The following is a 13,886-nucleotide window of genomic DNA, read 5'->3' as shown; positions in this document are numbered from 1 at the left end:
AAATATTTATCCCAAACTTATTTACTTTCTTCAATCATTTTTAAAACTTCTTGTGTTGAGCGAACTCGTCCAAGGCGTGGGAAAATCCCCTCAACAATTCCTTGATGGAGTTGTCCATTAAAATCTGTCATTGCATCTTCAATAGCAATAACTTGATAACCATGCTGGAAAGCTTCACGGGCCGTAGTATCACAACCGATAGTTGTAGCAATTCCAGTCAAGAGGATTTCATCAATTCCACGACGACGTAATTGGACATCTAAATCCGTGCCGTAAAATGCGCCCCAGTTATGTTTAGCGACATGAATGACATTATTATATTCTTTATCATAAGCTTCAGGCATGACAAAATCAGCAAAATCTGCCGGAATTTGTCCTTGTGCAACAGCTGGATTGTCAGTTTTTGGTTTTAAAGTTTCGCCACCGTAGTTTTTGACGTGAACAAAAACAATTAATGCGCCTGTATTTTTTAAACTTGTTACAAGTTCTTTATTTTTGGCTAAAACCTCTTGTGCAGAATAAGGAGCAAATCCCTCACGCCCTGCAATTCCTTTTTGTAGGTCAATAATAACCAAGGCTGTTTTTTCTAAATTCAAAGTTGTCATATTTTTTTCTCTCAAATTTTAGCCTCTTTTATGTGGCTTTTTTCTTCCGTCAGTAAATTTTTTGCCATTATCTTTTTTGTCAGTAAATTTGCCCTTAGCAGCTTTACTGTAAAATGGTTTCTTGGCAGATTTCTTTTTCTTTTTATCAAATTCAGATTTCTCGTCAGCTCTTCTGCCATTTTTTGATTTATTAGCAGATTTGTCAGTAGATTTTGGCGCTACTGATTTAACCTTAAGAGATTGATTTGATTTTTTGCGACCTTTATGTTCAGGTTTTTTCTTCGCTTTTGCTGCTTTATCAATCAAATCTAATTCTGAAGGTAGATATTCAAAATCAATCTCCCCAGTCATTCTATCAGCTTTGACAACTTTTATTTTAATAGGCTGACCAATTTTAAAGGTAAGTCCACTTCGTTCGCCAATAAGCGCCAACATTCGTTCTTGATAATTAAAATAATCACCTTTAAGGGTTGAAATATGAACTAAACCTTCAATCGTATTTTCAAGTTCAATAAACATTCCAAAACGAGTAACTGAAGCAATAATCCCTTCAAACTCTTCACCCACATGTTCTTCCATGAATTCGGCTTTTTTCATTTTTTCAACTTCACGTTCAGCATCAACCGCCCGGCGTTCACGATGACTAGAATGTTCTGCAATTTCAGGAATTTTATCTTCCCATTTTTGTAAAATATTAGCTGGTGTTTTCCCCTCACCAATTTCACGAATCAATCGATGAACCAACAAATCGGGATAACGACGAATTGGTGAAGTAAAGTGCGTATAATTTTCCGCAGCTAAACCAAAGTGACCCTCATTGTTTTCTGAATAACGCGCTTGTTGCATACTCCGTAACAACATAGTTGACAAGACCATTTCGCCAGGCTGACCTTTAATTTTTTTCATGAAAGCTTGTAAAACCTTCTGATCAATACCATTTGAAGTTCCTTCAATCTGCATTCCAAAAGTTGCTGCAAAATCAATAAAACGTTGCAATCTATCAGCTTTTGGTTGTTCGTGAATCCGATAGATAAAAGGCAGGCCATGCGCTTCAAAATGTGTCGCAACTGTTTCATTCGCTTCAAGCATGAATGATTCAATCATTCGCTCAGCAATGCCACGTGTTCGTTTTCTAATTTCAATTGGCAGTCCTTTTTCATTGACAATGATTTTCGCTTCTACTGTATCAAAATCAATGGCCCCGCGTCTTTTACGCATGGCTTCTAAAATATGGTGAAGTTCAACCATTATTTTTACAGAATCTGCAATTTTAGCATATTTTTCAAGTGCTACTTCATCTCCTGCAATCATTTGATTAACGGCATCATAAGTCATTCTTTCTGTCGTTTTAATAATTGATTGAGAAATTTGATAGTTGATCACTCGACCTTCAGGACTAATTTCCATGACACAAGACTGTGTTAAACGATTGATTCGAGGATTCAATGAACAAATTCCATTAGAGAGACGTTCGGGCAGCATTGGAACTACACGATCCGTCACATAAACAGATGTTCCACGTTCGTAAGCTTCTTTATCTAATGGAGAATTTTCAGTGACGTAGTGTGAAACGTCCGCAATATGTACTCCTAATTCATAGTTTCCATTTTCCAAACGTTTAGCATGCACAGCATCATCAAGGTCTTTTGCGTCTGCTCCATCAATTGTAAAAGTGATTTCATTACGATAATCGACTCGTCCCACAATTTCATTTTCTGGAACTTCTTCTGGAACAGCTTCAGCTTGGTCTAAAACTTCTTTTGGAAATTCAGAAACAATATCCATTGAAGCCAAAACTTCCAAAACATCAATTCCTTGGTCATCTGCTTGACCAATAATTTCAGTGACTAATCCTTGCATTGTCTGTGGAAATTCCTTATCTGGATAATGAGTGATTTCAACACGAACAATCGCTTTATTTTCAGGAATTAATCCTTCATTTCCTAAATAAACACGATAAGGAATTTTTTTATTCCGAGATTTAACAAAACCAATCAGTCCTGTTTGCTCTTTTTCATCATCATTCAAACCTACAAAAGTTCCAACAACCTGATGGACGTCATGGCGAATGATTTCGACAACATGCCCTTCAGCAGAAGTTCCTTTGAGCGCATTGGCATTTTTATCAATTTCAATAAAAACTTCGTCACCATCAAGGGCGAAAGCAGTTTGACCTCTTGCGACAAAAACGTCTGGTTCTTCAGCATCTATACTGACAAAACCAAAGCCAGCTGCATTGGCCCGGAAAATTCCGCTGATGACAACTTTTGCCTCTTCTTTTTCGGCTAGCTCAACTTTACCTTTTGCAGTAAAATTAAGCAAATGTTCGGCTTCTAGTGAAGCTAAAGTTTTGACAAATACCTTGTAATCTTTAGCCTTATTCATATGTAACGCAACTGACAATTCTTCTACTGACAGTGCTTTTTTTGAACTATTCTCAAGATAGTCCATGATTACTTCTCTAATACTCATTATATTCTCTCAATGAACTTTTTGACCACAAAAATTGGACAAAAAGCCCCTTTCTTTTTTTGTTTCAAATATTAACTTGATTTTTTAGCTAATATTTTAAGAGATTATCAGTGGTATTAATCATTTTATCAGACATTTTCGACTGATAGAATCAATTCTACCACTGACAATTTGGACAACTAAACATTTGACACAATTAGAAAAACATTTATAAGAAAATAAAATACGGACTGTTTTCAGCCCGCAATTTTAACGTGTTGATAAAACAACAAGAGCAAATCCAATAACTAGCCATAAGCCAATCATGATTGCTGTAAAACGCTGCATCACTGCCTCAAAACCGCGCGCTTTACGACGTTCAAACAATTCACCTGTTCCACCTGAAAAAGCATCTGCTGCTCCATCTTGTTTTGAAGGTTGCATGAAAATCGCTATAATAATAAATGCTGAAACTACAAGCATTGCAACAAGCAAAATGTCATAAATTACTTTTTCCATAGTCTTATAAATTACTTAGGCGATAAACCTAATCTCCTTTTTCAAAATTGCGTTACTTACAGTTTACCATATTTTCGATTAAAAGTCATTCCGAATCCTTTAATAAAAAATTACTGACGATTTTGTCAGTAATTTTTTTATTTTAATCAAGTTCAGCTACAAATTTATAAGCTTCTTGAGCTGCTTGCGCTCCATCACCAATAGCTGTAGTGATTTGACGGAAATCTTTTTGACGAACATCACCTACGGCAAAAATACCAGGTAGACTTGTTCTCATATGGTCATCAGTAATAATCCAACCGGCTTCATCAGTAATTCCAAGATTACCAGCAAATTCAGCAACTGGGTCAAGTCCCACATAAATGAAGATTCCACCAAAAGCTTTTTCAGTTACTTCACCCGTTTTAACGTTTTTATAAACAACCGATTGAACTTTTTTGTCATCCCCTTTAATTTCCATAGGAACAGAATCCCAAATAAAGTTGATTTTTTCTTCTTTGAAAGCTCTTTGTTGGATAATTTCTTGTGCACGCAATTTATCACGACGATGCATAATTGTTACGGATTGACCAAAACGAGTCAAGTAGAGAGCTTCTTCAACAGCAGAGTCCCCACCACCAATAACTAAAATTTCTTGGTTTCTAAAGAAAGCACCATCACAAACGGCACAGTAGGAAACTCCGCGAGCTCCATATTCTTCCTCACCGGGAATTTCAAGCTTACGGTGATTAGCTCCTGTCGCAATAATAATTGATTTAGTGACAAACTCATCATCTTCTGTGATAATTTTTTTGTAATCCCCATGGTCTTCAATAGCCGTCACAAAACCATAAGCATTTTCTACCCCTAAACCTTCCAAAGGTTCAGCCATTTTCATTGAAAGTTCAGGACCCATGATTGTTTCATAGCCAGGATAATTTTCAATCTCAGCTGTGTTATTCATTTGACCACCAGGAACACCACGTTCTAAAAGCAAAGTTTTCATTTCAGAACGTGCAGTATACATCGCTGCAGTCATTCCCGCAGGACCTGAACCAATGATGACAACATCATATTTCTTTTCTGTCATTTTAATCCCTTTTCTAAGAGCTAAAGAACTCCCCTTAAATTCATAAACTCAAGCTAGCTTTTTCAGCAAACTTGAGCCCTTTTTATTAGTTCTAAAAACTCTTTTTTCTAATATCTAAAATCTTATAGCACCATTTTACATTGTCAAACGATATTTTTCCATTAATTCGATTTATTTAAAGCATAAATAAAAATCAAAGTCCACGAATTTTTAGTATTACAAGTACTCCTAAAACAGCAAAACTCAGGATAGGCGTCGTTAAAATACCAACTAAAATTAAATCAAAAATTCGGTTTCTTCTTTCAGTCCACGGTTTTTTCGTATTTCGCACAAGGTAAGTGAAAGCATATAATCCACCTACCAATAAAACAAAGATAGCTGAAATTAATAGACCTTTTAAATAAAACTGTAAAATCATCATTTTAGTTATTAACCTCTAAATTCTTGACATGACGTGATAAAAACTCTCGTGTACGAGGATTTTTTGGTGAGTAGAAAACTTCTTGAGGAGTTCCCGCTTCAATGATTTTCCCTTGTTCAAGAAAAAGCACTTTTGTTGCTACATTATAAACAAAGTCCATTTCATGACTGACAAGAACCATTGTTTGCTTATTTTGAGCTGCATTTAAAATTACTTCTTGAACTTCACCAACTAGTTCAGGGTCAAGGGCAGATGTCGGTTCATCTAAAAGTAAAAGTTTTGGTTGCATCGCTAAAGCACGAGCGATTCCAACCCTTTGTTTTTGACCACCTGATAAAAATTTTGGATAGTAATCTTTCCGGTCAGTTAGACCAACCTTATCTAATTCAGCTTCGGCAATCTCTTTTGCTTGCGCCTTAGATAATTTTTTAACCTGAATCAACCCTTCCATTACATTTTCAAGGGCAGTACGACGTTCAAAAAGATTAAATTGTTGAAAAACCATTCCAGTCTTTCTGCGAAGCTCAAGTACTTCTTGCTTTGTGATTGTCGAATAATCAATCTTTAAGTCATCAATTTCAATTTGACCACTATCTGGTCTTTCAAGATCATTTAAAGCGCGGAGAAAGGTTGATTTCCCAGCACCAGAAGCGCCAATAAGGGCAACAACATCTCCTTCTTCAATTCCCAAGCTAATGTCATTGAGAACTTGATTACCCGAAAATGTTTTACTTATATTTGTAATTTTAATCATTATCGTCCTCCTTAGGCTTGGTTAAATGGATTTTTGCTCAATGAAATTTGTGCACGATTTTTACGTTTGTCATTTGGCATTCTTACGTCTAATTTACGCTCTAATCCACGAATTAAGAGTTCAAAAATAATACAAATTGGCCAGTAAACTAAAGCTAAGGCTAAATAAGTTTCAAATAAACGGAAGGTTGAGCCCCCAATAATTTGAGCACGAGCTGTCATTTCTACCACACCTGCAACGAAGGCAAGTGAAGTTGATTTCAAAAGTCCAATTAGAGCGTTTCCTAATGGTGCCGTTGCAACGGTTGCTGCTTCAGGTAAAGTCACACGCATAAAAACTTGGAAGTTTGTCATTCCGAGTGATTTGGCTGCTTCGATTTGTCCTTTATCAACGGATTGAATTGCAGCACGAATTGTTTCCGAGTTATAAGCCCCTTCGTTGAGTGCAAAAGCAACAATGACAAAAAGCATAGCTGGAATTGTATTGACATTAAAATTCGTTCCATAATTCATATTGATTGCTTTTAAAATCAACGGAATCCCTGTATATGAAAGGTATAATTGCACCAAAATAGGGGTCCCACGAATGAAACTAACAAACAATGCACGCAATTGATTCAAAATCGGAATTTTATTAATACGAACCAAAGCAAGAATGAGTCCTAAAAGTAAACCAAAGACCATGGCAATAATTGTCATTTCAAGAGACGACGGAATCATTTTTATAATTGGTAAAAAGGCATCAACAAATGCTGACCAACTAAAAATCTTTGTGAAAAACATGGTCCAAAAATCATGAAAATTATACTGGCCTTTGATTAAGAGAAAGGGAAGAGCTGGCAAGATAATTAAAGCCAAAAGCAAGACAATCCCAAGAATTATTTTTTTATTTTTTTTCATATTTTTTATTTTTCTAATAGGGAAAACTCTGTCAGTAAAAAAGTGACAGAGTTTATTCGGATTTATTGAACTTATCATTTAATATTTTTACTTATAAGTTCGATTTTTTACCTGACCATCACTTCTACTATTATACAAAATTTTGGTCTTTTTTTCTTCTATTTTTTACGAACTGAACTATCAGTAAATTTTGATTTGACAAGAGACAAATATTTTACTGACAACTTCTTCGATTTTAGGTAAAATTTCTTGTCAGTAAAATTTACTTAAACATTTCTGCTTTTGGCACGAAATCCCCACCAAGATACTTCTTAGAAATTTTCGCCAAACTACCATCAGCCTGCATTTTTGCCAAAACTCCATTCACATCTTTTTGAAGTTTTTTACCTTGCGAATCTTTGCCAAAGAGGAAATATTCATAACCGTCATGTTCAGCATCACCAGTATCCATACTGATATCTTCAATTTTTAGATTGTCAAAACCTTGTTCTTTAACTGCAGACTCTAAAGAAATCTTATCATAAAGCATGAAATCAATTTTTCCTGATTCTACTTGCGTGAATCTTGTGTTAATTGAAGTAGAATCTGCTGAGTAGCTAATTTTAATTTCTTTATCTGGATTGGCTTTGTTCCAATCTTGAATTGACTTTGTATAATTTGATGCTGGATTACCAATTGTCGATTTCCCAGCCAAATCTGCCAAAGTTTTATAAGTCCCAGATTTCACGAGAACTGCATTGTTTGATTTTGAAAGTGGTGATGAGAAATAATATTTTTCAGCTCTACTTTTTTCCCAGCCAAAATCATTGGCTCCCATTTGGTATCGACCAGAATCAATCCCTGGTGCAATCCCAGAAAAATCTGTCACTTGAAATTTCACTTTATATTGTGGCAATTTCTTGAAAACCGCACGAGCAACCTCAATATCGTAACCCGTTAAATTTCCTTGACTATCTGAATATGTAAATGGCTTTGTTGCCCCATCTGTCGCAATCACAACAGATGTGGCTTTATCTGATGAATCTTTTGAACCTGATGAGCATGCAACCAAAGTTCCAGCAGCGATAAGTGAAAGAGCGGCAAATGTGACCTTTAGTGATGTTCTCATAAAAGTTCCCCTTTAAAAATTTGATAGACCTATCTTAACACGAACTTAAGACCTTTGCCATAAAAAAAACTTATAGCCAGATTTAGCTATAAGAATAACAAAAAAATAGCAATAAATGCTATTTCCTTCTATTATATTTAATACTCTAATGCAAAATCAGCCGACATATCAGTAACTGAACTGATTTTAACTGACTCACCAGGTTGTGGTGCATGAATCACTTGGCCATTTCCAAGATAAATCCCTACATGGTCTCCACCATAAAAGATAATCAAATCTCCAACTTTAGCTTGGTCAAGCCCGACTTGTTTTCCACTTGCAATTTGGTCCCAAGTTGTACGACCAATTTCTTTACCTAAAACTTCTCTATAGACGTAACTTGTGAATCCTGAACAATCAAAGCCAGCTGGTGTAGTTCCACCCCAAACATAGGGAACACCTAAATATTTTTTGGCTGTACTGACAAGTTTGTCAGCTCTTGTCTGAACTTCTTTAGCCGCACTTTGTGTTTTTTCTACTTTTGAAACGGCACTGACAGTATCATTCATTGTTTTTGTTAAAACATCAAGTGAATTTGTTGCTGCTGACAAATCTGTCAGTGAACTTTGTGCCTTATTATCATCAAATACTGAATCTGCTTTTGCAGGATTCGCAATCAGGGCAGCACTAAAACTTGTTAGAAGTGCTGCAGAAATAATTATTTTTTTCAACATTGTTAGCAAGTATAACACAAAAAAACCGCCTGACAAGCGGTTTTACAAGCTTTTAATTTTTTGTAAATTTGTTACCGAAAAAATTTACATTTAATCTTTACGTAACAAAACCACTTAAACTCATTTCTAAAATAATCCTGAGATTTTTCCATCATCAGTGACATCCATTTTTAAAGCTGCTGGATTTTTAGGAAGCCCTGGCATTGTCATCACGTCCCCCAAAAGAGCAACGATAAATCCAGCTCCAATTTTTGGAAGTAGCTCACGAACTGTAACTTCAAAGCCTTCTGGCGCCGCTAAAAGATTTGGTTGGTCTGAAAATGAATATTGAGTTTTAGCCATGCATACTGGCAAATCATTCCAACCATTTTCTTCAATTTCTCTCATCTGACGCTTAGCTTTTGGTGAATAATTGACTTTGGAACCGCCATAAATTTCTGTCACAACTTTGTCAATTTTAGCTGATAATGGCTCTTTTAGGTCATAAAGATAGCTAAAATCAGATTTTTCTTGTAACATTCCTGACAGTTTTTCGGCCAAATCTAAACCACCTTCACCCCCCTTAGCAAAGACTTGGGTCAATGAAACTGGAACTCCCAATGCTTCTGTCAGCTCTTTTAATACTGAAATTTCAGATTTAGTATCTGATGCAAACTCATTAATTGCCACAATCACTGGCAAACCGTAACTTTGCATATTTTTAATATGATGTTCTAAATTAGCAAAGCCCTTTTTAACGGCCTCTACGTTTTCCTTAGTCAATTCTTTTTTATCAAGGCCACCATGCATTTTAAGTGCACGAAGTGTAGCCACAATTACTACCGCATCAGGTTGTTTTCCGAGCTGACGAGTTTTGATATCCAAAAATTTCTCACCACCAAGGTCAGCTCCAAACCCAGCTTCTGTAATGACAATATCCGATAGTTTTAAGGCCGTTTTTGTTGCCAAAACAGAATTACAACCATGTGCAATATTGGCAAAAGGCCCACCGTGAATCAAAGCTGGCGTTCCCTCAATTGTCTGAACAAGGTTTGGTTTCAGTGCATCTTTCAAGAGCATCGCAATAGCCCCTTGAACCCCTAAATCACCAAGAGTTACAGGTTTACGGTCATAAGACTGAGCCAGAACAATTTTTCCTAAACGTTCTTTCAAATCACTGATTGAAGTTGCCAGACAAAGAACCGCCATAATTTCACTGGCTACTGTAATATCAAAACCATCTTCACGTGGCACACCATTTAAAGGGCCACCAAGTCCAACAGTGACATGACGAAGGGCACGGTCATTCAAATCAACAACACGTTTCCAAATGATTCTTCTTGGGTCAATATTTAACGGATTTCCTTGATGAAGCGAATTGTCAAGAAATGCCGAAATAGCATTATTGGCAGTTGTAATCGCGTGAATATCCCCTGTAAAATGAAGATTAATATCTTCCATTGGCAATACCTGTGCAAAACCACCACCAGCAGCTCCTCCTTTAATTCCCATAACAGGCCCTAAAGAAGGTTCACGTAAGGCCACCATTACATTTTCACCTTGTCTTGCAAATGCATCAGCCAAACCAACAGTAACTGTCGATTTTCCTTCACCAGCAGGTGTGGGATTAATTGATGTCACCAAAACAAGTTTTCCTTCAGACTTTTTATCAAATTTATCTAAAACCTCTAAAGGAATTTTAGCTTTGTATTTACCATAAAGTTCGATATCATCAAATGATAGTCCAATCTTTTCAGCAATTTTGGTAATAGGTTGAATCTCAGCAGCTTGAGCAATTTCAATATCCGTTTTCATAATTCTCCTCTAAAGGCTTCTCATATTTGAGTTTAATTATACTAATTTTAATATTATTCTAACAAAAAATGAAGCAATTTTCCTTTAATAGTATTTATTTTGGCAGGCTTAGCTAAAAATTGTTCGGAAATAAAAAACTAGCTCTCGCCAGTCTTTAAATTTTTTCAATTTTAACAGCTGTTCCATAAGCAGCGACAGAATCAATATTTTGGAAAGTCGATGAATCAAAACGCATCGCAACAATTGCATTAGCTCCTTTGGCTTTAGCTTCCTCTCTCATACGATCAATCGAAGTTTCACGGGTTTCGTGTTGAAGTTTTGTATAACCATTTATTTCGCCACCCACAACAGTTTTCATTTGTTGACCAGCACTTGAAAATAAATTTCTTGAACGCGTTGTTAATCCGAAAACTTCACCATATACTTCAGTAATTCGATAACCAGCCACTTCATTTGTAGTCACAATAAGTATTTCTTCCATTTTAACCCTCTTTTCATAAAACATAATTTTAAAATAATTATAGCATGACTTAAAAAATAGTCAATACTTTTTATTTACTACTTTTAGTTTTGGTAAAGAACTTCAAATTCTTCACAAAGCACTTCCATATTAGGACTATATACTTTTAGGTCACTCCAAAAGTCTTGATGCACTTTCCGCCAGTAGTCTAAACTTTGATCCCCTTCTCCTTCTTTAAAAGCATGCTCAGCGCTGACATCAAAAAAATTTCGCACATAAACTTTAGAAGTTGTAATAGCAGCTCTTGGTTGACCTTTTCCATCTAGTAAAATATCAAATTTTCCATCAACTGAAGGAAATGGTTCATCTTCACCATACTCAGCTACAGCGCTAGCCGTCGCCCTTTTTTTCCCCTCCAATACTAAATCTAAAAGTTTGTCAGCCAATTCTGGCTCAGTTATTGGACCATCAACCTCGTTGCAAAATGCCCAAGCCCACCTAAAATTTTCTCTTGCCAATCCTGCTTCTTTGATAAAATCTTCGTAAGTCATCTTTTCTCCTTTGTTTGAAGGAAAACTTAATTTCCTATTTATTCCATCATATCAAAAATTTTTAAGCGCAGATGATTAAATGCATTTTTATTGATAATAAATAAAAAAGTCCTGTCATTAAGACAGAACTTTAACTACTTATTCAGAAATCAAAGTTTCCAATCCAACTTTCATCATATCTGTGAAAGTCAATTGACGCTCTTCAGAAGTTGTTGATTCTCCAGTCAAAATATGGTCAGAAATTGTCATAATTCCCAAAGTTTGAACTTTATATTTTGCCCCAAGATAATAAAGGCCAGCAGCTTCCATTTCAACAGCCTTCACCCCAAGTTTTCCAACTTTAACTGCATCTGGACCACCGTAGAACAAATCAGAGCTGAGAATATTTCCAACGTGAGTTGTAATTCCAAGGTCTTTTGCAATATGATAGGCTTTATCAAGCAAATCAAAATCAGCAATTTGAGGGAAATCAAAATCAGGGAAATCATTACGAATAATCGCTGAAGTTGTCGCAGCTGCTTGCCCAATGACAAGGTCACGAATATGAACCTCCTCATTTACAGAACCTGCAGTCCCAACACGAATTAATCTTTTTACACCGTATTCTGTAATTAATTCATTAGCATAGATTGAGATTGAAGGAATTCCCATTCCTGTTCCCATAACAGAAACACGATGGCCCTTGTAAGTTCCAGTAAAGCCAAGCATTCCGCGAACTTGGTTAAATTGCACAGCATCTTCAAGGAAGTTTTCTGCGATAAATTTTGCGCGAAGTGGATCTCCTGGTAAGAGAATTTTATCTGCGATTTCGCCTTTTTGAGCTTCGATATGTGGTGTTGGCATTTTTAATTTCCTTTTCTTTTAATATAATTATCAAATTTACTGACAGAATTTCCATCAGTAAGTTAAGAACTTAATTTTTCCAGCGTTTCAAACCTTTGAGTTGCATTGGATAAAGCATTTTGAAAAGCCATTTTTGCATTTTGGGCATTGAATTATTATCTAAACCTTTTCGCCCAATTTCGACCATTTCATCAAAAGTAAGTTCGGGTTGGACAAATCGTCCTTGCATATAACAATAGATACAATAGTCTGTTGAAAATTCTCCATTTACTTCAGTTCCCTTATAAGAATCATCAGCAATTGGCATTCCACACGACTGACACAATGCTTTCTTAGCCATAAATAAATCTTTCTTTCTAAACTCTGTCAGTAAAATTTACTGACAGAAATTTTTTCCTATTAAACCAAAGCATGCAAGAATGATTCACCAGTTTGAGCCTTCTTAACAGAGAAATTTTCGGCAACAGTTGCTGAAATATCAGCAAAATGTCCCACTGGTAAAACTTTAGGGTCTTTCAATGATTTAGAGAAAATCACGAGTGGAATATATTCACGAGTATGGTCAGTTCCTACGTATGAAGGGTCATTTCCGTGGTCAGCAGTAATCATCAATAGATCATCTTCTTTCATTGCATCAATAATTTCTGGCAAACGACCGTCAAAGTCTTCAATTGCTTTTCCGTAACCTTCAACATCGCGACGATGTCCATATTTAGCATCGAAGTCAACTAAGTTTGTGAAAGAAAATCCTTCAGTAAACTCAGCTTTTGTCATTGCTTTAAGCAGACGGTCAACCCCGTCCATATCGTTATGATTATGCCCCATATCATATTTTACACCTACTGTGTTGAAAATATCTGAAATCTTCCCAACTGAATAAGTATCAATTCCAGCCTTATAAAGTTTTTCCAAAACTGTTTCAGCAAATGGTGACAAAGCATAGTCACGACGTCCATCAGTCCGTTCAAAGTTTCCAGCTTCTCCAACATAAGGACGAGCGATGATTCGACCAATCATGATTCCAGACCCTTCAAGGGTAATTGAACGAACATATTCACAAATTTTATAAAGTTCTTCACGAGAAATGACATCTTCATGTGCCGCAATTTGCAAAACAGGGTCTGCTGAAGTGTAAATAATCAACTCACCAGTTTCCAATTGACGAGGACCAAAATCTTCAATGACTGCTGTTCCAGAATAAGGTTTATTTGCTTCACGAATGATTTTACGACCAGAAAATTCTTCAATTTTTTCAAGTAAATCCTCTGGATAACCTTCTGGATAAGTTGGGAATGGCGTTTGAATATTCAAGCCCATAATTTCCCAGTGCCCAGTCATTGTATCCTTACCTTTTGAAATTTCTTCTAGTTTAGTGACATATGCTGCTGGTTTATCAGCTTTTGGAACCGTTTTGAGCGGACTTTCGCGCGGGATATTCCCCCAACCCAATTTTTGAAGGTTAGGCACATCAAGCCCGCGAATTTCTGAAATATGACCAATCGTGTCTGAGTTCACATCATTAATTGCTTCATGCGTTTCAACGTCATGATTAAAGAATTTGTCAGCATCTGGTGCAGCACCAATTCCGACAGAGTCCATTACAACAAGATGAATACGACCAAATTTTTTAGGCATTATATCTCTCCATTTCTGCTGCTATATCAATAGCAAAACTAACTAATTCTATTATACATAAACT

At 36.0% G+C, this 13,886-nt stretch carries 15 protein-coding genes; all 15 read right to left on the bottom strand.

The window, feature by feature from the left end; genetic code table 11:
• Nucleotides 1–17: 17 nt before the first annotated feature.
• The 15 genes from ACRYLU_RS04825 to ACRYLU_RS04755 all read right to left on the bottom strand — a co-directional run bounded on the left by ACRYLU_RS04825 (nucleotide 18) and on the right by ACRYLU_RS04755 (nucleotide 13,822).
• Nucleotides 18–605: an isochorismatase family protein gene (locus tag ACRYLU_RS04825; RefSeq protein WP_003130916.1), complete on the bottom strand. Its 588-nt coding sequence runs from the start codon at nucleotides 603–605 to the stop codon at nucleotides 18–20.
• 18 nt (nucleotides 606–623) lie between these two features.
• Nucleotides 624–3,077, bottom strand: a complete 2,454-nt coding sequence (rnr, locus tag ACRYLU_RS04820) for a ribonuclease R (RefSeq protein WP_445081312.1) — start codon at nucleotides 3,075–3,077, stop codon at nucleotides 624–626.
• Nucleotides 3,078–3,326: 249 nt separating this feature from the next.
• Nucleotides 3,327–3,575, bottom strand: a complete 249-nt coding sequence (secG, locus tag ACRYLU_RS04815) for a preprotein translocase subunit SecG (protein ID WP_011675893.1) — start codon at nucleotides 3,573–3,575, stop codon at nucleotides 3,327–3,329.
• Between the two features lie 142 nt (nucleotides 3,576–3,717).
• Nucleotides 3,718–4,644 carry a thioredoxin-disulfide reductase gene (trxB, locus tag ACRYLU_RS04810; RefSeq protein ID WP_010905642.1) on the bottom strand — a complete coding sequence of 309 codons (927 nt, stop codon included), beginning with the start codon at nucleotides 4,642–4,644 and terminating at the stop codon, nucleotides 3,718–3,720.
• 193 nt (nucleotides 4,645–4,837) lie between these two features.
• Nucleotides 4,838–5,065 (bottom strand): DUF4059 family protein, encoded by a 228-nt coding sequence (locus ACRYLU_RS04805; protein ID WP_038601354.1) that lies wholly within the window; start codon nucleotides 5,063–5,065, stop codon nucleotides 4,838–4,840.
• A 1-nt stretch (nucleotide 5,066) separates the two neighbouring features.
• A complete protein-coding gene (locus tag ACRYLU_RS04800) occupies nucleotides 5,067–5,819 on the bottom strand; it encodes an amino acid ABC transporter ATP-binding protein (protein WP_104142235.1) in 753 nt (250 codons plus the stop codon).
• A gap of 11 nt (nucleotides 5,820–5,830) precedes the next feature.
• Nucleotides 5,831–6,718 (bottom strand): amino acid ABC transporter permease, encoded by an 888-nt coding sequence (locus ACRYLU_RS04795; protein ID WP_004255026.1) that lies wholly within the window; start codon nucleotides 6,716–6,718, stop codon nucleotides 5,831–5,833.
• Between the two features lie 262 nt (nucleotides 6,719–6,980).
• Nucleotides 6,981–7,826 carry an amino acid ABC transporter substrate-binding protein gene (locus ACRYLU_RS04790; protein WP_015426227.1) on the bottom strand — a complete coding sequence of 282 codons (846 nt, stop codon included), beginning with the start codon at nucleotides 7,824–7,826 and terminating at the stop codon, nucleotides 6,981–6,983.
• 137 nt (nucleotides 7,827–7,963) lie between these two features.
• Nucleotides 7,964–8,539, bottom strand: coding sequence for a C40 family peptidase (locus ACRYLU_RS04785; protein ID WP_047206359.1), 576 nt, complete (start codon nucleotides 8,537–8,539; stop codon nucleotides 7,964–7,966).
• A gap of 126 nt (nucleotides 8,540–8,665) precedes the next feature.
• Nucleotides 8,666–10,333 (bottom strand): formate--tetrahydrofolate ligase, encoded by a 1,668-nt coding sequence (locus ACRYLU_RS04780; RefSeq protein ID WP_445081311.1) that lies wholly within the window; start codon nucleotides 10,331–10,333, stop codon nucleotides 8,666–8,668.
• A 154-nt stretch (nucleotides 10,334–10,487) separates the two neighbouring features.
• Nucleotides 10,488–10,814, bottom strand: coding sequence for a heavy metal-binding domain-containing protein (locus tag ACRYLU_RS04775; RefSeq protein WP_010905638.1), 327 nt, complete (start codon nucleotides 10,812–10,814; stop codon nucleotides 10,488–10,490).
• Between the two features lie 83 nt (nucleotides 10,815–10,897).
• The gene (locus ACRYLU_RS04770) at nucleotides 10,898–11,344 is read right to left on the bottom strand and encodes an ASCH domain-containing protein (RefSeq protein ID WP_038601358.1); all 447 of its coding nucleotides are present in this window, start codon (nucleotides 11,342–11,344) and stop codon (nucleotides 10,898–10,900) included.
• Between the two features lie 138 nt (nucleotides 11,345–11,482).
• Nucleotides 11,483–12,187, bottom strand: coding sequence for a purine-nucleoside phosphorylase (deoD, locus tag ACRYLU_RS04765; protein ID WP_038601359.1), 705 nt, complete (start codon nucleotides 12,185–12,187; stop codon nucleotides 11,483–11,485).
• 70 nt (nucleotides 12,188–12,257) lie between these two features.
• A complete protein-coding gene (locus ACRYLU_RS04760) occupies nucleotides 12,258–12,527 on the bottom strand; it encodes a zinc ribbon domain-containing protein (protein WP_058205349.1) in 270 nt (89 codons plus the stop codon).
• A gap of 59 nt (nucleotides 12,528–12,586) precedes the next feature.
• Nucleotides 12,587–13,822, bottom strand: a complete 1,236-nt coding sequence (locus ACRYLU_RS04755) for a phosphopentomutase (protein WP_038601361.1) — start codon at nucleotides 13,820–13,822, stop codon at nucleotides 12,587–12,589.
• Between the last annotated feature and the right edge of the window lie 64 nt (nucleotides 13,823–13,886).

The organism is Lactococcus sp. KTH0-1S (assembly GCF_052544945.1).
This window is presented reverse-complemented; position numbering and strand designations above follow the sequence as displayed.

What these genes read in the sequence shown, in the direction of transcription:
- ACRYLU_RS04825 (WP_003130916.1), bottom strand. Translation starts at nt 605, where the DNA reads ATGACAACTTTGAATTTAGAAAAAACAGCCTTGGTTATTATTGACCTA.
- rnr (WP_445081312.1), bottom strand. Translation starts at nt 3,077, where the DNA reads ATGAGTATTAGAGAAGTAATCATGGACTATCTTGAGAATAGTTCAAAA.
- secG (WP_011675893.1), bottom strand. Translation starts at nt 3,575, where the DNA reads ATGGAAAAAGTAATTTATGACATTTTGCTTGTTGCAATGCTTGTAGTT.
- trxB (WP_010905642.1), bottom strand. Translation starts at nt 4,644, where the DNA reads ATGACAGAAAAGAAATATGATGTTGTCATCATTGGTTCAGGTCCTGCG.
- ACRYLU_RS04805 (WP_038601354.1), bottom strand. Translation starts at nt 5,065, where the DNA reads ATGATGATTTTACAGTTTTATTTAAAAGGTCTATTAATTTCAGCTATC.
- ACRYLU_RS04800 (WP_104142235.1), bottom strand. Translation starts at nt 5,819, where the DNA reads ATGATTAAAATTACAAATATAAGTAAAACATTTTCGGGTAATCAAGTT.
- ACRYLU_RS04795 (WP_004255026.1), bottom strand. Translation starts at nt 6,718, where the DNA reads ATGAAAAAAAATAAAAAAATAATTCTTGGGATTGTCTTGCTTTTGGCT.
- ACRYLU_RS04790 (WP_015426227.1), bottom strand. Translation starts at nt 7,826, where the DNA reads ATGAGAACATCACTAAAGGTCACATTTGCCGCTCTTTCACTTATCGCT.
- ACRYLU_RS04785 (WP_047206359.1), bottom strand. Translation starts at nt 8,539, where the DNA reads ATGTTGAAAAAAATAATTATTTCTGCAGCACTTCTAACAAGTTTTAGT.
- ACRYLU_RS04780 (WP_445081311.1), bottom strand. Translation starts at nt 10,333, where the DNA reads ATGAAAACGGATATTGAAATTGCTCAAGCTGCTGAGATTCAACCTATT.
- ACRYLU_RS04775 (WP_010905638.1), bottom strand. Translation starts at nt 10,814, where the DNA reads ATGGAAGAAATACTTATTGTGACTACAAATGAAGTGGCTGGTTATCGA.
- ACRYLU_RS04770 (WP_038601358.1), bottom strand. Translation starts at nt 11,344, where the DNA reads ATGACTTACGAAGATTTTATCAAAGAAGCAGGATTGGCAAGAGAAAAT.
- deoD (WP_038601359.1), bottom strand. Translation starts at nt 12,187, where the DNA reads ATGCCAACACCACATATCGAAGCTCAAAAAGGCGAAATCGCAGATAAA.
- ACRYLU_RS04760 (WP_058205349.1), bottom strand. Translation starts at nt 12,527, where the DNA reads ATGGCTAAGAAAGCATTGTGTCAGTCGTGTGGAATGCCAATTGCTGAT.
- ACRYLU_RS04755 (WP_038601361.1), bottom strand. Translation starts at nt 13,822, where the DNA reads ATGCCTAAAAAATTTGGTCGTATTCATCTTGTTGTAATGGACTCTGTC.